At 65.3% G+C, this 20,996-nt stretch carries 14 protein-coding genes and 1 pseudogene; 3 read left to right on the forward strand and 12 right to left on the reverse strand.

Annotation, left to right across the window (positions count from 1 at the left end; genetic code table 11):
* Positions 1-148 precede the first annotated feature (148 nt).
* From purM to purF, 6 genes and pseudogenes are all read right to left on the reverse strand, one after another.
* Positions 149-1,228: a phosphoribosylformylglycinamidine cyclo-ligase gene (gene purM / locus ACIBJI_RS36720; RefSeq protein ID WP_364358437.1), complete on the reverse strand. Its 1,080-nt coding sequence runs from the start codon at positions 1,226-1,228 to the stop codon at positions 149-151.
* A 110-nt stretch (positions 1,229-1,338) separates the two neighbouring features.
* On the reverse strand, positions 1,339-3,024 hold the full coding sequence (locus ACIBJI_RS36725) for an ABC transporter ATP-binding protein (RefSeq protein ID WP_364358440.1): 1,686 nt from the start codon (positions 3,022-3,024) through the stop codon (positions 1,339-1,341).
* Between the two features lie 326 nt (positions 3,025-3,350).
* A pseudogene (locus ACIBJI_RS36730) lies at positions 3,351-4,268 on the reverse strand (ABC transporter permease); the annotation flags it as partial.
* 35 nt (positions 4,269-4,303) lie between these two features.
* Positions 4,304-5,314 carry an ABC transporter permease gene (locus ACIBJI_RS36735; RefSeq protein ID WP_364358534.1) on the reverse strand — a complete coding sequence of 337 codons (1,011 nt, stop codon included), beginning with the start codon at positions 5,312-5,314 and terminating at the stop codon, positions 4,304-4,306.
* Between the two features lie 119 nt (positions 5,315-5,433).
* Positions 5,434-6,990: an ABC transporter substrate-binding protein gene (locus ACIBJI_RS36740; protein ID WP_364358443.1), complete on the reverse strand. Its 1,557-nt coding sequence runs from the start codon at positions 6,988-6,990 to the stop codon at positions 5,434-5,436.
* Positions 6,991-7,384: 394 nt separating this feature from the next.
* Positions 7,385-8,944 (reverse strand): amidophosphoribosyltransferase, encoded by a 1,560-nt coding sequence (purF, locus tag ACIBJI_RS36745; RefSeq protein WP_364358537.1) that lies wholly within the window; start codon positions 8,942-8,944, stop codon positions 7,385-7,387.
* Positions 8,945-9,160: 216 nt separating this feature from the next.
* Between purF and ACIBJI_RS36750 the strand changes: the two genes are divergently transcribed.
* Together ACIBJI_RS36750 and ACIBJI_RS36755 are read left to right on the forward strand one after the other, a co-directional pair.
* Positions 9,161-10,414 (forward strand): ABC transporter permease, encoded by a 1,254-nt coding sequence (locus ACIBJI_RS36750; protein WP_364358540.1) that lies wholly within the window; start codon positions 9,161-9,163, stop codon positions 10,412-10,414.
* A gap of 10 nt (positions 10,415-10,424) precedes the next feature.
* On the forward strand, positions 10,425-11,537 hold the full coding sequence (locus ACIBJI_RS36755) for an acyl-CoA dehydrogenase family protein (RefSeq protein WP_364358446.1): 1,113 nt from the start codon (positions 10,425-10,427) through the stop codon (positions 11,535-11,537).
* 298 nt (positions 11,538-11,835) lie between these two features.
* Here the strand turns inward: ACIBJI_RS36755 and ACIBJI_RS36760 are convergent, their stop codons facing one another.
* The 4 genes from ACIBJI_RS36760 to ACIBJI_RS36775 form a co-directional block, all read right to left on the reverse strand.
* Positions 11,836-12,231, reverse strand: coding sequence for a sterol carrier family protein (locus tag ACIBJI_RS36760; RefSeq protein WP_396959579.1), 396 nt, complete (start codon positions 12,229-12,231; stop codon positions 11,836-11,838).
* Positions 12,232-12,633: 402 nt separating this feature from the next.
* The gene (locus ACIBJI_RS36765) at positions 12,634-13,335 is read right to left on the reverse strand and encodes a hypothetical protein (RefSeq protein ID WP_364358454.1); all 702 of its coding nucleotides are present in this window, start codon (positions 13,333-13,335) and stop codon (positions 12,634-12,636) included.
* Positions 13,336-13,560: 225 nt separating this feature from the next.
* The gene (locus tag ACIBJI_RS36770; protein WP_397087853.1) at positions 13,561-14,130 is read right to left on the reverse strand and encodes a lysostaphin resistance A-like protein; all 570 of its coding nucleotides are present in this window, start codon (positions 14,128-14,130) and stop codon (positions 13,561-13,563) included.
* 68 nt (positions 14,131-14,198) lie between these two features.
* On the reverse strand, positions 14,199-15,950 hold the full coding sequence (locus ACIBJI_RS36775; RefSeq protein WP_364358459.1) for an alpha/beta hydrolase: 1,752 nt from the start codon (positions 15,948-15,950) through the stop codon (positions 14,199-14,201).
* Between the two features lie 379 nt (positions 15,951-16,329).
* Here ACIBJI_RS36775 and ACIBJI_RS36780 point away from each other — a divergent pair, with 379 nt between their 5' ends.
* A complete protein-coding gene (locus ACIBJI_RS36780) occupies positions 16,330-16,620 on the forward strand; it encodes a YiaA/YiaB family inner membrane protein (protein ID WP_364358462.1) in 291 nt (96 codons plus the stop codon).
* Between the two features lie 60 nt (positions 16,621-16,680).
* Here ACIBJI_RS36780 and ACIBJI_RS36785 read toward each other — a convergent pair whose 3' ends face one another.
* Together ACIBJI_RS36785 and purL are read right to left on the reverse strand one after the other, a co-directional pair.
* On the reverse strand, positions 16,681-18,462 hold the full coding sequence (locus tag ACIBJI_RS36785) for an alpha/beta hydrolase (protein ID WP_397087855.1): 1,782 nt from the start codon (positions 18,460-18,462) through the stop codon (positions 16,681-16,683).
* 149 nt (positions 18,463-18,611) lie between these two features.
* Positions 18,612-20,906: a phosphoribosylformylglycinamidine synthase subunit PurL gene (gene purL, locus ACIBJI_RS36790; RefSeq protein ID WP_364358468.1), complete on the reverse strand. Its 2,295-nt coding sequence runs from the start codon at positions 20,904-20,906 to the stop codon at positions 18,612-18,614.
* Positions 20,907-20,996: the final 90 nt, after the last annotated feature.

Raw genomic sequence — 20,996 nt, forward strand, 5'->3', positions numbered from 1 at the left:
CTCGCGTCCGAGCCGTCGAAGCGCATGCGACGAAGTCGCGAGTCTCGACGACTCGGACGCGAGACACCAGGGGGCCGCGAACACGCCGCGCCGCAGGCGCGGCCATTAGACAGAGCACACACAGCGCCGCAGGCGCTGCAAATCAGACTCAGAAGCGCGGGTGCTCGCCGACCAATACGGCGCGGAGCGCGTCGGCATCCTTGGCCTTCTTGACGGTGCCGAGGGTCCAGCAGGCGATGTGGCGTGCCGTCAGCACAGCCAGGGCCCGGTCGACGTCCTCGGGCGCCACCACGGCAACCATGCCGACGCCCATATTGAAGGTCTTCTCCATCTCGACCCGATCGACCCGGCCGCGCTGGGCGATCATCTTGAATACCGGCGCTGGATTCCAGGTGCCACGATCCAGCTCGGCGACCATGCCCGCGGGGATCACCCGGCCCAGATTCGCCGCCAAGCCACCGCCGGTGACGTGTGCGAAGGTGCGCACATCGGTTTCGGCGATCAGTGCCAGGCAGTCCTTGGCGTAGATGACCGTCGGCTCGAGCAGCTCCTCACCGAGGGTGCGGCCGAACTCCTCGATATGGCCGGTCAGAGACATCCGGTCGATATCGAGCAGCACCTTGCGGGCCAGGCTGTAGCCGTTGGAGTGCAGTCCCGAAGAGCCCATGGCGATCACCACATCGCCGGGACGCACCCGGTCGGGACCGAGCACCGAATCAGCCTCGACAACGCCGACACCGGTCGCGGACAGGTCGTAGTCGTCGGGATCCATCAGGCCGGGATGTTCGGCGGTCTCACCGCCGAGCAGTGCGCAGCCCGCCCGCACGCAGCCCTCCGCGATACCGGAGACCAGTTCGGCCACCTTCTCCGGGACGACCTTGCCGATGGCAATGTAGTCCTGCAGGAACAGCGGCTCGGCGCCACAGACCACCAGATCGTCCACCACCATGGCGACCAGGTCGAGGCCGACGGTGTCGTGCTTGTCCATCGCCTGGGCGATCGCGATCTTGGTGCCGACCCCGTCGGTGGAGGCCGCGAGCAATGGCTCGCGGTAGCCACCCTTCAGTGCGAACAGCCCGGCGAAGCCGCCGAGCCCACCCTGCACCTCGGGTCGGCTGGCCTTCTTCGCCAATGGCCCGAACAACTCGACTGCGCGGTCACCTGCCTCGATGTCCACGCCGGCTGCGGCGTACGAGGCACCGGCACCACTGGGGCTCTGTTCAGTCATTTTCGGGGAAAGCTCCAAACCGAATCGGCGGATAGATGCCAGCTCACGCTACCGGAGTCGGATAACAAGCTTGCAGCGGACATAGCGCCGAACGGCTCCCCCGATGCCGATTACTCGGCGTGTCCGGTGGCGAACAGAGCAGCGGATTGCGCGCGACGCCGTCGCTGCTCTACCGGATCGGGCACCGGGACCGCGGCGACCAGCCGCTGGGTGTACTCCTGCTCCGGTCGGCGCAGAATGCGATCACGATCACCCTGCTCGACCACCGCGCCATTGCGCAGGACCACGATCCGATCGGCCAGCTGGTCGACGACCGCCAGATCGTGGCTGATGAACAGGCAGGCCCAGCCGCACTCCTGCTGCAGCTGTCCGAACAGCTCCAGCACCGCCGCCTGCACCGAGACGTCCAGTGCGCTGGTCGGCTCGTCGGCGACCAGCAGGTCCGGGTCGAGGACCAGCGCTCTGGCCAGGCTGGCGCGCTGACGTTGACCACCGGACAGTTCGTGCGGATAGCGGCGTTCGGTGCCCGCGGGCAGCTGCACGTCATCGAGGAGTTTGCGGACCCGCGCCCGGATCTCCGCGGAACTGCCCGCCTTGTGCACGATCAGCGGTTCCGCCACGCAGTCGCCGACGGTGAGCCGCGGATTCAGCGAACTTGCCGGATCCTGGAAGACGAATCCGAAGCGGCGGCGAATCGGCCGCAGCTGCCGCTGGGACAGATCCGCGATGTTTTGTCCACGCACTTTGACCAGTCCCGAGGTCGGGCGCTGCAAGGCGGCGACGCAGCGGCCGATGGTCGACTTCCCGGAACCGGATTCGCCGACCAAGCCAAGCGTTTCGCCGGGCCGAATGGACAGACTCACGTTGTCCACCGCGCGGAACGGCGGTCGGCCGAACGGTCCGGGAAATTGCACCACCAGATCGGTTACCTCGAGCACCGGCTCGGCGGCGGCGACATCCTCGACGGCACCGTGTTCCAACTGCTCGGTGCCCAAATGTGGTACGGCGGCGAGGAGTTTGCGGGTGTACTCCTGCTTCGGAGCCGTGAACAGCTCGTCCACCGGCGCCTGCTCGACCACCTTGCCGTCGCGCATGACCACCACCCGGTCGGCGATATCGGCGACCACGCCCATGTTGTGTGTGATCAGCACGATGGCGCTACCGATGCGATCGCGCAGATCGCGCAGCAGCTCCAGGATTTCGGCCTGCACGGTGACATCGAGTGCGGTGGTCGGTTCGTCGGCGATGATCACCTTCGGCTCACAGGAAATCGCGATCGCGATCATCACGCGCTGCTTCTGACCACCGGAGAGCTGATGCGGGTAGTAGTCCACCCGATGCTCCGGATCGGGCAGGCCGACCATGCGCAGCAATTCGATCGCTCTGGTCTTGGCGGCCTTGCGGCTCATATCGCTATGCGCCCGCAGTGCCTCGGCGATCTGATAGCCCACCGTGAACAGCGGGTCGAGTGCTCGTCCCGGCTCCTGGAAGATCATCGAGATCGCGCCGCCGCGCAGTGCGGTGAGCTGCCGCTCGCTCATCGAGGTGACTTTGTCCGCACCGAGGGTGACCAGTCCCTCGACCCGCGCGGTATTCGGCAGCAGCCCGATCGCGGTGCGCGAACTCACCGATTTGCCCGAGCCGGATTCCCCGACGATGGCCAGCACCTCGCCGGGGAATACCTCGTAGGAGACATTGCTGACCGCGTATACGGGACCGGCGTCGGTGGCGAAGGTGACCGACAGCGACTCGATGGACAGTGCCGGGCGCTTGGTCTCGGTTGACGTTTGCGTCATCGCGCTGGTCCCTCCGTGTTTTCGACTGGGCCGCTGCCCTTTTCGGCGCTGCCCTTTTCGGCGCCGCCCTCTGCGGCACTGCCCTTTCCGGCGCAACTTTCTGGAGTGACGTCCTGTTCGGCGCTGTCCTCTGGGATGCCGTCCATTTCGACGCTGCCCTTTTCGACGCTGCCCTTTTCGGCGCTGCCCTTTTCGTTGCTCTCCTCTTCGGCCCCAATGACGAGGTCGAGTTCCGCTGCGGTGAGTTCCGCTGCGGGAGGGCCATTTTCGAGGTCGGCACCTGCGGCGCTCAGCGTGTCGCCGGTGACGGTGGCCGGGCTCAGGGCACGGCGCGTGCGCAGCAATGGATTGAGCACCTCGTTCAGGCTCTCGCCGACCAGCGTCAGTCCGAGCACCACCAGCACAATGGCCGTACCGGGGAAGATGCCCGTCCACCAAATGCCATTGGACACATCGGAAAGCGCCTTATTGAGGTCGTAACCCCATTCGGCGGCCTGGGTCGGTTCGATACCGAAACCGAGGAAGCCGAGCGCGGCCAGCGTCAGGATCGCATCGCCGGCATTGAGGGTGACGATCACCGGCAGCGACTGGGTGACGTTGGCGAGGATGTGCCGGAACATGATTCGCGTGGTGGAGGCACCGGTGACCCTGGCCGCGTCCACATACGGTTCGTTCTTCACCGCGACGGTCGCATTGCGAACCACCCGAAAGTATTGCGGCACATAGATCGCCGTGATCGCGACGGCGGCCGACAGCACGCCGCCGAAACTGCTCGACTGCCCACCCGCGACCACGATGGAGACGACGATCGCGAGCAGCAGAGTCGGGAACGCGTAGATGGCGTCCATGAACAGTACGAGCACCCGGTCCAGGGCGCGTCCGATGTACCCGGACACCAAGCCCAGCGGTACCCCGACGACCAGCGACATCACCAGCGAGATCGCGATCACCAGCAGCGCGGTACGGGCACCGAAGATCACCCGGGACAGTACATCCTCGCTGCGCACCGATGTGCCGAACCAATGCTGACCCGATGGCGGTTGCTGTGCGACGAAGCCGACACCGTCCGAAGAGTTCTGGGCCAGCCCGTACGGTGCGATCAGCGGAGCGAAGATCGCCACGAATACGAATACCGCGACGAGGCCGAGTCCGACGATCAACGTCACCCGCTGCAATCCAGCGGTCATGGTGAACAGCCGCAATCCGGGAATCCGCCTGCGCCTGGTCGGCGGCACCGGCGGCATCACCAGTGGTTCGTTCGCCAATTCCGGAGCGGTCATCAGAACCTCACCCTCGGATCGATCAGCGCGACAACAACATCCACCAGGAAGCTGATGACCGCGACGGCCAGCGCCAGGAACGCGACAATCCCCTGCACCGCGATGAAATCGCGCTGATGCAGGTATTCCGCGAGTTGATAACCCAACCCCTTCCATTCGAAGGTGGTCTCGGTGAGCACCGCGCCGCCGAGCATCGTCGCGATATACATGCCCATCACCGTGATGATCGGAATCATCGCGTTGCGCACGGCATGTCGTCCCGTCACCACCCGTGCCGAAAGTCCGCGGGCCCGTGCGGCGTCCACGAACTCGCTGCGCAGTGTCTGGATCAGATTGACGCGCACCAGGCGCAAGAAGATGCCCGCCGTCAACAGACCGAGCGCCACCGCGGGCAATATCGCGTGCTTCAGCACATCGATCAGATAACTGTTGTCCCCGTACAGGATTGCGTCGACCACCATGATGTTGGTCTTCGGTGAGACATGCTGCAGTTGCAGTTCGACGGGAGTGCTCGCCCGGCCGGCGACCGGTAGCCACTCCAGTTTCACCGCGAAGATCAGCTTCAGCAGCAGACCGACGAAGAAGACCGGCGCCGCGTAGGCCAGGATGGCGAATAACCGCAGCCCGGCGTCGGCCGTCGAATCACGATGTGTCGCAGCGTATCTGCCGAGCGGCACGCCGACTGCGAAGGCGACGAGCAGCGCCCAGAACACCAGTTCCAGGGTGGCCGCGCCGTAGGTGGTCACCACCTCGCTGATCTGCCGATTGTCCTGGGAGTGACCGAAATCCCCGTGCATCAGCCCGGAGATGTACTCCCAATACTGGGTCAGGATCGGCCGGTTCAAACCGGCCGCCTCCTTGCGCACTTCGATCTGTTCCTGGGTCATCCGTCCGCCCATCGCGGCGCTGATCGGATCGCCGATCACCCGCATCAGGAAGAACACGACGGTGACCAGGATCCACGCCGTCGGCAGAATCAACAACAGTCGAATCACCAAGTACCGCAACAACGCCAGCTGTCGGGAATCCCCACTCGACTTCCCAACCCTAGGCAGCCCGAAGCGCCGGGCCCGAACCGGTCCCCGCTTGTCAGCGGTGGCAACAGCTTCGGGCCCGGCTTCGCCGGATGTCACTTGCTCAGCACCGTGTATCGGAACTTGAACGACGCGTCGAGTGTGTCCGAAACACCCTTGACGCTCGGATTCGACACCGCGATCTGCTTACCGGACAGCAGCGGCAGGGTCGGCAGGTAGTTCTGCGCGAGATCCTTCTGCACGTCCTCGATCAGCTTGATGCGCTTGGTCTTGTCCTGCTCGGTCGTCTCCGCGGTGAGCTGCGCGGTGATCTTCGGATCCTCGAAGTGCGACTGCAGGAAGTTGTTGGGCGCGAAGAACGGGGTCAGGTAGTCATCGGCGTCCGGGTAGTCCGGGAACCAGCCGAAGTGATAGAGCGGGTAACCGTCGCGGGCCCGTTCCTTCTGGTAGGTAACCCATTCGGTGGATTGCAGATTCACCTTGAACAGCCCGGTCGACTCCAGTTGCGATTTGATCGCCGCATACTCCTCGGAGCTGCTCGAACCGTAGTGATCGGGGTTGTACTGCAGGTTCAGTTCCACCGGTGCCGCGACGCCGGCGCCGGAGAGGAATTTCGCCGCCGCGTCCTTATTGGGCTTGGCACCATAGAGATCTTTCAGCGGCTCGGCCGCACCCGGCATGCCTTGCGGCACATAGCCGTACGCGGGCTGATAGGTGTTCTTGTAGACACCTTCGGCCAGCGCGGGCCGGTCGATCGACGAGGCGATGGCCTTGCGCACCGCCAGCTTCTGCTCCGGGGTACCACCCGGCATGGTGTTCAAATTGAAGACGATGTAGCGCAGCTCGCCGCCGGGCCCGTCCGCCACCGTGACCTTGCTGTCCTTGCGCAGCGATTCGATATCGGTCGGCGTGAAGGATCGGTACGCGACATCGAGCGCACCGCTCTGCAGATCGAGCTTCATATTGTCGGAGGTCGCGTAGTACTTGGTGGAGACCTGCGCGGTTTTCGGTGTGCCGAGGATGCCCTTGTAGTCCGGGTACGCCTGGTACTCGACCAGCTTGTTCTTGTCGTAGCTGGCGATCGTATACGGGCCCGAGTAGCCCTTGTTCTTCACTACGTCCTCATCCGGCAGCACCTTGTCGGCCGGGAAGACCTTCTCGTCCACGATCGGACCGGCCTGGGTCGGCAGGATCGCGGGGAAGGTCTGATCGTTGGCGACCTTCAATGTGAAGTTCACCGTCAGGTCGTCGACGGCCTCGGTTTTCTCGAGATTGCCGAGCAGCGAGGCGGGACCGTTCGGGTCGTTGATGCCCTGCATCCGATCGAAGGAGAACTTGACGCTCTTGGCGGTCAACGGGTTGCCGTTGGCGAACTTCAGCCCCGACTTCAGCTTGCAGGTGTATACCGTCGGAGAGCTGAAGTCACACTTGTCCGCGGCGTCCGGCTTAGGGGTGGCATCGCCGGGCGCGAAATTCAGCAGATACGAATAGATCTGGGTTTCGACCAGCAGCGAACCGTTGTCGTAGGCGGCCGCCGGGTCGAGCGAGAAGATCTTGTCTGTGGTGCCCGCCACCAAACCTGCCCCGTCACCACCCCCACCGGTACGCCCCGAACCGCATCCCGCGATCGCGGACACGGCCAGCGCCGCCATCCCGACCGCCGCGATTCGTCGCGTCCGGTTCCCTCGCCCAGGCTTCTTCGAAACCCTCATCATCAGGCCCCACTTCTCGAGCGCGCCACACCGCATGTGCTGGATCACAGGACCGCGGCGGGCACGGTGAACTTCCGATATGTCGGGCACCGTACCCACGATCCATTTCTGGGATGTTGCGTTTTCAAAGAAAAAATCACGAGGGTGTTAGCCGACGTTGCGCATGGTGCACGGGTAAGGCCGGATCACCGGACGAATGACCAGGTTCACTCCGAAATCGGCCCGAAGGCGTCTCGAGTAGGCCACAGCACACCGGCGGACATAGACTCGGGACTAGGTCCGAACACGATCGAACCCCTCGGCTGCTGCCGAGGGGTTCGTCGATCGTCTTTCGTCAGGGACGGCTCAACGCGCTCGCATTCGCGTTCTCGCTCAACAACATTGCCTCGGACTGGCCGGTGAGCATGCCCTCGAGCACGTTCTTGCCGATGGCCGCCTCGGTGGGCAGCGGAATCGGGTAATCGCCGTCGAAGCAGGCACAACACAGCCGCGAGCGCGGCTGCTCGGTGGCGGCGATCATGCCCTCGGTCGAGATATAGCCGAGGGTGTCGGCGCCGATCGAGCGGCGCACCGCTTCCACCATGTCGTCGTAACTGTCATCGGCGCCCGCGCCATTGGCGATCAACTCCGCGCGCGAGGCGAAATCGATGCCATAGAAGCACGGCCACTTCACCGGCGGCGAAGCGATCCGCACGTGGATCTCCAGCGCCCCCGCCTCGCGCAGCATCCGGATCAACGCGCGCTGAGTATTGCCGCGCACGATGGAGTCGTCCACCACAATGAGCCGCTTACCGCGGATCACCTCGCGCAGCGGATTCAGCTTGAGTCGGATACCGAGCTGACGGATGGTCTGACTCGGCTGGATGAAGGTGCGCCCGACGTAGGCGTTCTTCATCAGGCCCTGCCCGTAGGGCACACCCGAACCTTGTGCATAACCGACCGCGGCGGGGGTGCCGGACTCCGGCACCGGAATCACCAGATCGGCCTCGACCGGATGTTCCTTGGCCAGGCGACGGCCGATCTCCACCCGGGTAGCGTGCACCGAGCGACCGGCAATGGTGCTGTCGGGCCGGGCCAGGTAGACGTATTCGAACACACAGCCCTTGGGTTCGGGATTGGCGAAGCGCATGGACCGCACGCCATCGGCATCAATCGCCAGCAGTTCGCCCGGCTCGATCTCCCGGACGAAGGCGGCGCCGACGATATCCAATGCGGCGGTCTCACTGGCTACGACCCAGCCACGCTCGAGCCGGCCGAGGCACAGCGGACGAACACCGTGCGGATCGCGCGCGGCATAGAGAGTGTGCTCGTCCATGAAGGTCAGGCAGAACGCGCCCTTCAGCGTCGGCAGCAGTTTCATCGCGGCCTGTTCGATGCTCGAATCCGCGGCGGCGTGCGCGAGCAGTGCGGTCATCACATCCGAGTCGGAGGTGGCGGTGATCTGCGCGGGGCGCCCACCGGAGACCGGCGGCATACCGATCAGCCCGAGTTCGCGTGCGCGCGCGCTCAATTCGGCGGTGTTGACCAGATTTCCGTTGTGGCCCAACGCAAGTCCGGAACCGACCGAGGTGGTGCGGAAGATCGGCTGCGCATTCTCCCAGGTGGTGGAGCCGGTGGTGGAGTAGCGACAGTGGCCGATGGCGATATGACCCGGCATCGCAGCCAGCGTCTGCTCGTCGAATACCTGGCTGACCAGGCCCAGATCCTTGAAGACCAGAATTTGTGAGCCGTCGGAGACGGCGATGCCCGCGGCTTCCTGGCCACGGTGTTGCAGCGCATACAAGCCGTAGTACGTGAGCTTGGCCACGTCCTCGCTCGGCGCCCAGACTCCGAACACACCACACTCTTCGCGTGGTTCGTTCTCGACCTGATCGGAGGTAGTTTCGACCGGCATTTCGGCGTTGGTCACCGTTTGCTCCCTGTTCGGGCGGGCTGGGGGCAATCGCCATTCTACGGGTGAATGCTGCGCCGCGATCACCGCCACCGGGGAGGCGCAGCAATCGCCGAGCGACGCTGCCGTTTTTCCGTGCGGCACGGTGCTACCGTGCCAGCCGTGACGACTTCGGACCGTGCACGCACCCGCGGGTCGGATACACGGTTGACCGCGCGTATGTGGTTGGCCCCGATCGCCGTATTGACCCTGTTCATGGCGCTGCTGGGCACAATGTATCTGGATTACGTCGTCGACCCGGAGAAGAACCTGCACGACTTCCCGATCGCCTTGGTCAATCAGGATGTCGGCGATACGGTCGGCGGGCAGCAGGTGAATTTCGGCACACAGATCACCGATGCGCTGCGCCATGGCATTCCGGCGGACAAGGTCGATCTGCAGGTGTTCGGCATCAACGAGGCCGAGCTGAAGATGCAGTCCGGTGCGGTGTACGGCACGATCCTGATTCCCAGCGATTTCAGTAAGCGCCTCGGCATTCTCGGGGCGGGCAGTGTAGTGCCCGGTGATATCCAGCGCCCGACGCTGACGTTGCAGACGAATCCGCGCAGTGGGGCGTTCGTCACAAATATCGTCACGACCATCGGCACCCAGGCGCTGACCCAAGTGAACGAGCAGGTCGGTAAGCAGCTGACCGATCAGGTGAACGCGCAGTTGAGGCCGCCTGGTGGCGGGGCGGCGCCGGAGTTGACGGGTGCGACTCGGGTGGCGCTCGCGGATCCGCTGCACATCGTCATCGCACCGTTCCGCCCGCTGCCATCCGGCACCGGACAGGGTTTGACGGCGTTTTTCTACGCGCTGCTACTCCTGCTCGCCGGGCTGGTCGGCTCGATGACCATCCACACCATGATCGATGCCGCACTCGGATTCGTGCCCACCGAATACGGGCCGTGGTACGTGCATTTTCCGTACACACCGATCTCGCGGTTCAATACGCTGCTGATCAAATGGGGCGTGATGGTGATCACCGCGAATATCGTCGCGGGCGTATTCCTCGCTGTGGCCGGCCTGCTCGATATGCCGATCGATCATCCGCTCACGCTGTTTCTCTATAGCGCGTTGGCCATCATGGCGGTCGGGATCACCGGGTTGTCCATCCTCGCAGCGGTCGGTTCGGCGGGTTTGCTGATCAACCTGATCCTGTTCATCATTCTCGGGCTGCCCTCCTCGGGCGGCACCGTGCCGATCGAGGCGACGCCGAAATATCTGGGCTGGCTGGCGAAATTCGAGCCGATGCACCAGGTGTTCGTCGGTGTGCGCGCCATTCTCTACTTCGATGCGAACTTCCCGGCGGGGTTGGCACGCGGGGTGTGGATGGCGGTGCTCGGGCTCGTGATCGGGCTGGTGCTCGGCACCTTCATCACCCGGTACTACGACTACAAGGGCCTGCATCGGCGCGATCTGTCCCGCGGCTGAGGCGAGCCTCATGGCGACTGCGACCGGATTCGCGGCATGCACCAAGATGGGTGGTGTGAATTCGTGGATCGAACACGCGCGCTATCTGGCCGATGAGATATTCGCACCACAGGCCGACGCGGTCGACCGCACCGGCGAAATTCCCGGCACCCATTTCGACCTGCTCGCCGAATACGGGTTCTACGGCGCGACCATGGATCCAGCATCCCGCAGCGATTCGATGAGGGATGGTGGCCGGGTGACGAGGCGGGCCGATATGGATATCGCCACCTTCACCCAGGCCGGTGAGATCCTGGTCGCCGGATGCCTGACGACCACCTTCGTCTGGGCGCAGCATCTCGGGGTCGCGCGCCGGGTCGCCACCTCACCGAATCTCGAACTGCGCGAACGACTTACCGAGGACCTGCGGCACGGACGGGTACGCGCGGGTGTGAGCTACGCGGGCGCGAACGACCAACCCGGCTTGATCGCGCGTCGCGTCGACGGTGGGTATGTCCTCGACGGCACCGCCCCGTTCGTCACCGGGTGGGGTCTGGTGGACATCCTCGGCGTGATGGCGCGCGATGCGGACGACGAGGGATCGCTGATCAGCGTGCTGGTGCCCGCCGAACCGAGCCCCGCAGTACATGCCACCCCGCTCCCGCTCATCGCCGCCGACGCGAGCAAGACCGTGACACTCACTTTCGACGGCGTCCAGGTGCCCGATTCCGCTGTGGACAACCGGATTTCGCTGCGCAGCTTCAACGCCTCCTTCATCCTGGCCGCCTGGCGCAACGGCGCGCTGGCCCTCGGCATCGTGCGGCGCTGTCTCGGCGAACTCACGCGGCTCGGCATCGACACCACCGCTTCGGCTGCCGAAGCCGCCCGCATCCGAACCGAACTCGACGATGCGCTCACCGGCCAGTCGGATGTCTACCTGGCTCGCGCCCGCGCCTCCGAACTCGCGGTCCGCGCGGCGTCGGCTCTGGTGACCGCAGTCGGCAGCGCGGCCGTCACGCGCGGCAACCTCGCCGAGCGCTCACTGCGTGAGGCGACCTTCACGCTGGTCTTCGGCTCCCGCCCGGCCATCAGGACCGCGCTGCTGGACCGCCTGACCCAGGCCGCCGACACCGTCTACCCTTAGCCTGCGAATCCTCGCATCCCTCACCGGGATTCACGCCTCCTCTGAGCAAAATGTGGGCACAGTGGGGATGGCTGGATCCCGGAACCTGTTGTGAGAACGGCTATCCCGGGCATCCCCTTACCCTGCGGAAGACCTCTCGGGCGGGAAGTCTTTCAACTGGTGATGATGACTTCCAGGATTCGATCGAAGACATTGGTTCCCTCGTCCTCGTCGCCGTCCAGGATGGAGTCCAGCAGGGGCGCGTCGAGCAGACACATTCAGCCAATGGAGTTCTCGCGGGCACTGGCCAGGACGATCGTCAGTCTGCGGTGGCACGCGTGATGGGCAGCCAGTGGGCCACTTCGCCAGCTCGGCTGCCGGAAGCGCTGACCGCGCCCGATACCACCGCAACGTCGAATTCAAGGAGGCCGGTGGCAAGCAAAAGCCAAGTGCGCGGGTCGGTTTCGACGACATTCGGCGGTGTGCCCCTGGTATGCCGCGGGCCCTCGATGCACTGCACGGCCACGAAAGGTGGGACGCGGACCTCGACGGAGTGGCCGGGTGCGGCGGCGGCGAGGGTGCGAACGGTGGCGCGGACCGCGGCGGCGAGTTCGGGCCGGGCGGGTGCGGGCGTCGAATCGTCGCGCAGCCACGCGCTGACCGCCGCGACGGCCGCTCGTAGTTCCGTTGGATCCACCTTTGCTCGTCCTGCCACGATGCCGAGAATACTGGGAGGCGACTGGCCGCAGCGGCCGTGCTCTTGCCCCGTATCCGGGGATTCCCGCCGGATCGAGCGAGAATGGGCGCTGCGGCCAGACGAGTGCGGGTCGGTCGCTCAGCGGATGGCGTCGACGCTTCGGGCCGGTTGAAGTCGCCGTTTTGCACGCTCGTCGTGAAGGCAGCCGGGGGTGAAGACCAGAGCCGGACCAGCTGCATACCCGAGAAGCCATCAGACGACCGGCGGCACGCTGGTGCGCTGCCCTCGATACGAGAGTGGTTGTGCGCCATCGAGGATGACGCTGGTGTCGGCTATCACGTGTGGCACCTCGTTGATCATCAACGGGGTGTCGCTGACGACAACCAGGCGAGAATGTGGGTTGGTGTGGGCGAGGCCCCATCAACTGGTGGCGGACCAGACGGTCACCACGGCCGTGTAGGCGTGGATGGCGTCGCTGAGCGAAAGTTCGGTAATGAAGGCGACGCGATTGGCCGCGGTCTTGACGCAGTAGCTGCTGTTCTTGCTGAGAGGTAGGGATTCGACGCCCTGGGTAACGATGAGGTCTGCGCACTGTTGCCGGGTCGGCTTGGCCGGATTGCTCCAGGACGCGATGGTGGGCTGCACGGTAAAGAAGTCGCCTGGCTGGCCGTAGAGCGTGGCTTCGGAGAATTTTTTGGACGAAGAGTAGTTGTAGCTGGCCCACGTGCTGGCGCCCTTGTTGCCGGATACCACCCTGGGTGGGACGGAGTCCAGGTCGAGGTAGGTCAGGTTGACCGTGCCGGACCACCGAACGTCCTCCGACGAGATCGATGTCGAGGAAGTAGCGGGCGCGGAGACAGTGGGCGGTCGGTCGGCCGGCTCGGTCCGGGAAGCCTGCTGGGTCGGTGGAGGGGACTGGGAGGAGGAGTTTCCGTCCTGCTTGGCATCGAAGAACTTGTCCGGTACGAGGATGATCAAGCCGACGATCAAACCGGGAATGACCGGCAAGAGTATCGCGGCGAGAACGGGGTGGCGACTGGCCCAGCTGCGCCGCCCGGGAGGGACTTCCTGCTGGGGTCGGCTCGAGTTCCGAGAGTCCTCGTCGTGCTGGTCGTCCCCCATGATTTGCCTCGTCTCCTTTGCCGTGGCTGACGAAAACCTCGCGTCTGTGTGAGTGTGTCCCGAGCACTGAGTATCGCAGCCATGCTTATAGAACACCGTTCAATTGTCAATGGCGGCAAAGAGTTCGGTCGTCACGGTCAGGTATGCACGTTCAGGCTCGTTCGCGCCGGGATGGATGGCTCGGCCACAAGCTCGGAGCCGCAACGTGACAGCGGCTGAAGCCGGTCAACTGCTCGGCGAACCAGCCGCGGCGAGGCGCGGCGCAAGCGCACCTCCGGCGTTCACGGCGAAGTGCAGCAGAGCGGGGGCTGTGGCACTGTCGGTGCGGCGGCGCAGCAGGTCGAATAGGAGGCCACTGGCAGCGGTCGCGGCAATCGATGCCGGAACGCTGTCGCCCGCAGCGCGTGCGGGATAGATGTGCCAGAGGCCGAAGGTAGCTGCTCCGATCAACGCACCGCCGCTTGGCCCGAACTCTTTGTCCAGCAATGGGTTCAGGGTCGCACGGAAGATGAGTTCCTCGCTGTAGACGGTGCCGATCGGGATATGTACCGCGACCCACTCAACGAGCGGGACGTCCGGAGCCCGGTCGGCGAACCCACCGAGACGATCACGCAGCGCCGGAATAGCGACGGCCGCACCATAACCGGCGGCGACCACGCTCGCCGAGGCGAGTCCGTAACCGAGCCCCCGCACAGACAACCAGTTCGGTCGGCCCCGAAATGCCAGTGCGTAGCCAGTCGCGAATCCGGCATTGGCTGCGGTGCGGCCGCGCAGATCCAGCCTCGAGCGCGGCAACAGCCAATTGCTCCATGCCAATGGAATGCCAACGGCGACAGCAGTTTTCGCAACGCGCCCGATAAACGTCATTTGATCTCGCGCTCGTAGTCCTCGGCGGCCTCGATCTGGGCCCGGATCTTGTCGGACTGTTCCACGGTCCAATCCGGCGGCGCCGCGACGGCGATCCAGCCGTCCAATACCAGACTGCCGTACCGGTGCCCGTGCCCGTCGGTGACGCCCTGTGCATTGGACAGGTCACACGAGACCTGCCAGAACGTGACGAACGGCCACCAGCGCATCTGCGATGACACATCGGAGCCGCGTGGTTCGGACAACCAATCCGGTTGGGAGAAGATCAGGTCCGAGGACCACCAGACGATCGGGTCGGAGGCGTGCTGCAGATAGGCGATGCGTGGCGCACGCCATTCGGTCGTCGGACGCACGAGATCGGCACTGTCGGAGGCGAATCGGACCACCAGACCATCGGCGTACACCGGTTCGACCTCGCGCGATCCGGGATCGCGCCGCGAAACGAACTGCTCCCACAGTCGATTCGAATTCGGCGGCCCGACCCACAGCGCACCGTCGACCTTGGAGCGCAGATCGGCGAGTCCGTCGAAGGCCGCCTCCGAGCCCTGCGACCCCAGACTCTCGCCGTACACGAGCAGCTTCGGCCGCGCCCCCTCGGGGCGCGCCGACCAATGCTGGTAGACCGCGTCGAACAGCTGCTTACCCGCATCCGATGCCTTGCCGCGGTCCGCGAGGAAGGACAGCACACTGGGCAGATACGAATACTGCGAGGCCACCATGGCGGAATCGCCGCCGTACATGTACTCGATTGCGCCGGCCGCCATGGAATTCACCCATCCGGTCCCGGTCGTGGTTATCACCACCAGCACCTTTCGGTCGAAGGCGCCGGTGCGCTCCAGTTCGGAGACCGCGAGCTCAGCCCGCGCCTCACCGCTCTGCGCAGACTCCAGACCCACATAGGCGCGTATCGGCTCGCGCGCGGGCTTCCCGGTGATCGAGGTGATCCGGGCCGCAGAGGGACCGTGCGAGACGAACCAGCGGCCCTCGAATCCGAGCGAATCCCATTTCGCCAGCGAGGCCGGACTGCCCGAGCGCTCCGGCTGCAGCGGCTGAACCGCATTCGGCGAGGTGTGATCGTTCTGCACGCTGAACGCCGAGTTGGCTACCGCGAAGAAGGCACGTGAGGCGACGCCGTTGAACAGCGTGACGGTCAGCACCACCAGAACCAGGAATCCGGCCGATGGCGCCAGCTCGCGCGGCACCCGCACCCAGCGGTTGAGCTGGCGGGCCAGGAAACGGATGATCTCGCGCAGCGTTCGATACACCGCGACCACCCCGGTCCCCACCGCGATACTGAGCAATCCCGTGCGCAGATATGCGGGGGTGGTGGTGCCCTCCATACCCATCAGCGCGGTGATCTCGCGCTGCCAGCGGGCCGACTGCACCAGCATGAAGGCCGCGGTGACAGCGGCGCTGAGCAGGATCGCGGACTTCACCGCATAGCGCACCCAGGTCGGCGGCGGCGAAATCCGGTCGCGCAGTAGCTTGGCCAGCCGCGGCCGTCCCCAGAGCCGGAACAGCCACTCCAAGAGGCAGCCGAGGCCGTAGCCGAGCGCGGCATTGATGCCGCTGATCAGGCCCTGGAACAGCCAGTCGCGCGGCACCAGCGACGGCGTCACCGAAAGTGCGAAGAAGATCGTCGCGAAGACCAGACCGACATAGTTCAGGTCGATGATGTCCTCGGCACGCCGCACGACCACGACGCCGCGCGCACGCAGCTTCGTCAGGGTGGTCGTGGTTTCGAGCATCGGTCAGCGCGACGGCGCGATGCCCGGATCGTGGCGGTTCGGATCGGGCACGGGCGTCGACAGGTCCGTAGCGATCATCACCCGAACAGTATGCGGGTGCGCTCGGGTCAACGGGTGTGTCGCCCGCAGCGGCGCGCGGTATTGCCGACGCAGATCACACCGCCACTCGGCCCGCCACAACCGACTCGATTCGCGAATCATCCAGCGGCAGTGTCACTTACCGCGACCTCCGGCAACTACCCAACGCGCTCGAGTAGTTGTACGCGGTTGCGCAGCGCCCTGAATCAGCAGACTCGGTACCTATGAGTGAGCGAAGCGAACGAATAATGTGCCAGCGCGCTTTGCGTATGCCGGAGTCGAGCGTCAGCGAGGGGCAGGCATGAGCAATCCCAACGCCCGGCCGAAAACCTCTTCGGCCTTCCTCGCGCAAGCCGCGATCGCATTCGGCGTCAGCTTCTTCGGGACCGGCGTCGGCATCTTCTACCTGCCACTGGATATCGCACAGCGGGGCTTTCTCGGCATGTCCGTGCTGTTCCTGGTGTCGAGCGCGTTCACGCTGGCAAAGGTGGTTCGCGACCAACAGGAATCGGCGAGCATCAGCCGCCGCTTGGACGAGGCGCGGATGGAAAAACTGATCGCGGAGCACGATCCGTTCAAATCCGTCACCTGATGGTGCGCACCTGGACGGGTCCGGCGAACGAGGGGTTCGAGCCCGCTCAGTATGTGTGCGCTATTTCAGCTGGTGCTCACGGGCGGCGGAGACCGCCAGATAATCCCGGATCCGATCCGCCAGATCAGCCGACCAATCCGGCGGCTGCGCGATCGCGGCCCACGCATCCAATACCAGGTTGCCGTAGTTGTGTCCGTGTCCGTCGCTGACGCTCTGCGCCCTGGGCAGATCCGCGGCGACCTGCCAGAACGTGACAATCGGATACCACGCCATGCGCGAGGAAACATCGGGGCCGCGCGATTCGCGCAGCCAATCCGGTTCGCTGAACAGCAGATCCGCCGACCACCAGACCACCGGATCGGAGGCGTGCTGCAGATAGGCAATGCGCGGCGACAGCCAGTTGTCCCCAGGCTTCCACAGGTCGGCGCGGCTGTCGGAGAAGCGCACCACCAGTCCGTCGGCGTAGGTCGGCAAGATTTCCGGCGTGCCGGGATCACGGCGGGCGGTGAATTCACTCCATAGCCGGTTGGAATTCGGCGGTCCGACCCACAGCACGCCGTCGGTCTTCGACCGGATATCGGCCAGGCCGGTGAAAGCACCTTCGGCGCCTTGGGATCCCAGGCTCTCGCCGTAGACGAGCAGCTTGGGCCGCTCCTGCTCCGGCCGGGCCGACCAGTGCTCATAAACCTTGTCGAAGACCAGCTTTCCCATCTGGGTGGCCTTGTCCTTATCGGACAGGAACGACAGCACACTCGGCAGATAGGAATACTGGGTCGCGGCGATCGCGGTGTCGCCGTTGTACATCAGCTCGATGGATTCGGCGCTGGACGAGTCGACCCAGCCGGTGCCCGTCGTCGTGACGACCACCAGCACCTTGCGCTCGAAAGCCTTGGTGCGCTCCAACTCCGCCGCGACCAATTCGGCCTGTGCCTCGGGTCCGTCGGCCGATTCTAATCCGGCGTAGACCCGAATCGGTTCGCGCGCGGGGCTTCCGGTGACCTGGCTGATATCGGCCGCGCGCGGCACGAACGAGACGAACCAGCGGCCCTCGGACCCCAGAGTATCCCAGGCTGCCAATGAATTCGGACTGCCGGAGCGCTCCGGCAGCTGCGGCTGTACGGCATTCGGCGAGGTGTTGCCGTTGCGCGCGCTGAACGCCGAGTTCGCCACGTCGAAAAAGACTTTGGTGAGCACGCCGTTGAACAGCAGCATCGCCGCGACCACCACCACGAGCACGCCGGTCGGGACGGCCAATTGGCGCGGAAAGTGGGCGCGCCTGATCAGCTCGAACGCGACCGAACGGACGAGCCGCCGCAGTATCCGGAATACCGCGATGACGATCGCACCGACCAGTGCGCTCAGTGCGCCGGTGCGCATGAATCCAGAGGTAGTCGTGGGTTCCATGCCCATGAGCGCGGTGATTTCCCGCTGCCAGCAGGACGATTCGACCATTAGGAATACGGCGACAGCGAGACAGGCGAACACAATCGCGGTCTTGACCGCGCCGGAAAGCCACGCGGGTCGTTTCGCCCACACCCGCGTGACCGCGGTTGGCAATTGTGCGACCTTGCGGCGTATCGGTTTCCGCAACCACTTGCGGTACACCCATTCGAACAGACAGCCGACGCCGTAGCCGATGGCCGCATTGATCCCGCTGACCAGTCCCTCGAACAGCCAATCCCGTGGCAGCAGTGAGGGGGTCAGCGACCAGCCGAAGAACACCGTGGCGACGATGAGGCCGACGTAATTCGGGTGGAAGAAACGCTCGACGGCGCCGACGATTTTGCCGACGCCCCCGCAGCGTGAGCTCAGGCCCCGGAGGCGGTAGCCGAGCGTGACCACGGAGGGGACCGCGAACGCCGCTAATCCACCTCCGCGGCGTGAGCTCAGGCCCCGGAGGCGGTAGCGGAGCGTGACCACGAAGGGGACCGCGAACGCCGCTAATCCACCTCCGCGTAGGACTGCCGAGACTTCATCAGCCTCCGGCGCGCTCAAACGGCACTGGCCCCGAACAGCTTCGGCAGCGTGCCCTCGTGCGCCTCGCGCAGATCGTCCAGGGTGATCGAGAACTGGCCCTGCACCTCAACGGAATCCGAACCCTGATCGACCACACCGATACGCACCCACGGCAATTCGCGCGCGGTGCACATCTTGGTGAAGCGGGTCTCCTCTGAGCGCGGCACCGCGACGAGCACCCGGCCCGCCGATTCGGCGAACAACTGCACGAACGGATCCGAACCCTCGGGCAGCAGGATGCGGCAACCGGTTTCGCCGGCCAGCGCGGCCTCGACCACGGTCTGGATCAGACCGCCCTCGGAAAGGTCGTGCGCCGCACTGATCATGCCGTCGCGTGAACCCGAGGTCAGCACCTCGGCGAGCAGCTGCTCGCGGGCGAAGTCGACCTTGGGCGGCACACCGCCGAGATGGTCGTGCGCGACCTGCGACCAGATCGAGCCGCCGAATTCGTCGGCGGTCTCGCCGAGCAGGATCAGTGTCTCGCCCGGCTCCAGGCCGAGACCGGTCGGGATGCGTCGGTGCACATCGTCGATGACGCCGAGCACACCGACCACCGGGGTGGGCAGGATGGCGTCCTGACCGGTCTGGTTGTAGAAGCTGACGTTGCCGCCGGTGACCGGAATGCCCAGGGCCACACAGCCGTCCGCGAGACCACGCACCGCCTGCTGGAACTGCCACATGACGCCCGGATCCTCCGGCGAGCCGAAGTTGAGGCAGTTGGTGACCGCCTTCGGCGTCGCGCCGGTGGTGGCCACATTGCGGTAGGCCTCGGCCAACGCGAGCTGCGCGCCGGTGTAGGGGTCGAGCTTGGTGTATCGGCCCGATGCGTCGGTGGCCAGGGCGATGCCGCGGCCGGTCTCTTCATCGATCCGAATCACACCCGCGTCGGCATGTTCGGCGAGCACGGTATTGCCGCGGACGTAACGGTCGTACTGCTCGGTGATCCACCGGCGGCTGCACAGCTGCGGGCTGGCGACCATCTGCAGTACGGTGGCGCGCAATTCGTCCGGAGTCTTCGGGCGGGGCAGCGTGTCCGGGGTGTCGGCGATGAGCGCGTCCTGGAAATCCGGTCGCTGCACCGGGCGCTCGTACACCGGGCCCTGATGCGCGACGGTGCGCGGCGGCACATCGACAACGGTCTCGCCGTGCCAGCTGATCACCAGCCGGTCGCCCTCGGTGACCTCACCGATGACCGTGGCCAGCACATCCCACTTGTGGCAGACGGCCATGAACGCGTCCACGTTCTCCGGCGTGACCACCGCGCACATGCGCTCCTGCGATTCGCTGGAGAGCACCTCGGCCGGGGTCATGCCCTTGGCGCGCAGCGGCACCTTGGTCAGGTCGATATGCATGCCGCCGTCGCCCGCGGCCGCGAGTTCGGAAGTGGCGCAGGACAATCCGGCGCCACCGAGGTCCTGGATGCCGACCACCAGCTTGGCCGCGTACAGCTCGAGACAGCATTCGATGAGCACCTTCTCGGCGAACGGGTCGCCGACCTGGACGCTCGGCAGCTTCTTGCGGCCGGTACCGGATTCATCACCGGAGAAGGTGTCCGAGGCCAACACCGAAACGCCGCCGATGCCGTCGAGACCGGTGCGCGCGCCGAACAGAATGATCTTGTTGCCTGCGCCGGAGGCGAAGGCCAGATGCAGATCCTCGACCCGCATGACACCGGCGCACAGCGCGTTAACCAACGGGTTGCCCTGGTAGGAGGCATCGAAAACGGTCTCGCCGCCGACATTCGGCAGGCCGAGCGAGTTGCCGTAGCCGCCGACACCGCGCACCACACCGTCGACCACGCGCCGGGTATCGGGTGCCTCCGCCGCACCGAAGCGCAGTTGATCCATCACCGCGATGGGCCGTGCGCCCATGGCCATGATGTCGCGCACAATGCCGCCGACGCCGGTGGCCGCACCCTGATACGGCTCCACGTAGGACGGGTGGTTGTGGCTTTCCACCTTGAAGGTGACCGCCCAGCCCTCGCCGATATCGACGACGCCCGCGTTCTCACCTATGCCCGCGAGCATCGCTGACTTCATTTCGTCGGTGGTGGTCTCGCCGAAGTAGCGCAGATGCACCTTCGAGGACTTGTAGGAGCAGTGCTCGCTCCACATCACCGAATACATCGCCAATTCGGCGTCGGTCGGCCGACGGCCGAGGATTTCCTTGATCCGCGCGTACTCGTCGTCCTTGAGACCGAGCTCCTTGTAGGGCTGCGGGGCGTCGGGAGTTGCTGCGGCTGCGCTGACGGTGTCGACCTGCGGAGTCACGGAGTACCAGGGTCCTTTCGGGCCGGAGCGCGAAGCTGGGGATTCGCCATGAAGTTTAGCCCTGGCCCTCGATGGGCGGCCGGTCGCATC

The organism is Nocardia sp. NPDC050408, from assembly GCF_044458905.1.
Classification (GTDB): Bacteria; Actinomycetota; Actinomycetes; order Mycobacteriales; family Mycobacteriaceae; genus Nocardia.

What these genes read in the sequence shown, in the direction of transcription:
- ACIBJI_RS36780 (WP_364358462.1), top strand. Translation starts at nt 16,330, where the DNA reads ATGAGCAATCCCAACGCCCGGCCGAAAACCTCTTCGGCCTTCCTCGCG.
- ACIBJI_RS36775 (WP_364358459.1), bottom strand. Translation starts at nt 15,950, where the DNA reads ATGCTCGAAACCACGACCACCCTGACGAAGCTGCGTGCGCGCGGCGTC.
- ACIBJI_RS36755 (WP_364358446.1), top strand. Translation starts at nt 10,425, where the DNA reads ATGGCGACTGCGACCGGATTCGCGGCATGCACCAAGATGGGTGGTGTG.
- purM (WP_364358437.1), bottom strand. Translation starts at nt 1,228, where the DNA reads ATGACTGAACAGAGCCCCAGTGGTGCCGGTGCCTCGTACGCCGCAGCC.
- ACIBJI_RS36765 (WP_364358454.1), bottom strand. Translation starts at nt 13,335, where the DNA reads ATGGGGGACGACCAGCACGACGAGGACTCTCGGAACTCGAGCCGACCC.
- ACIBJI_RS36750 (WP_364358540.1), top strand. Translation starts at nt 9,161, where the DNA reads ATGTGGTTGGCCCCGATCGCCGTATTGACCCTGTTCATGGCGCTGCTG.
- ACIBJI_RS36725 (WP_364358440.1), bottom strand. Translation starts at nt 3,024, where the DNA reads ATGACGCAAACGTCAACCGAGACCAAGCGCCCGGCACTGTCCATCGAG.
- ACIBJI_RS36740 (WP_364358443.1), bottom strand. Translation starts at nt 6,990, where the DNA reads ATGGCGGCGCTGGCCGTGTCCGCGATCGCGGGATGCGGTTCGGGGCGT.
- purF (WP_364358537.1), bottom strand. Translation starts at nt 8,944, where the DNA reads ATGCCGGTCGAAACTACCTCCGATCAGGTCGAGAACGAACCACGCGAA.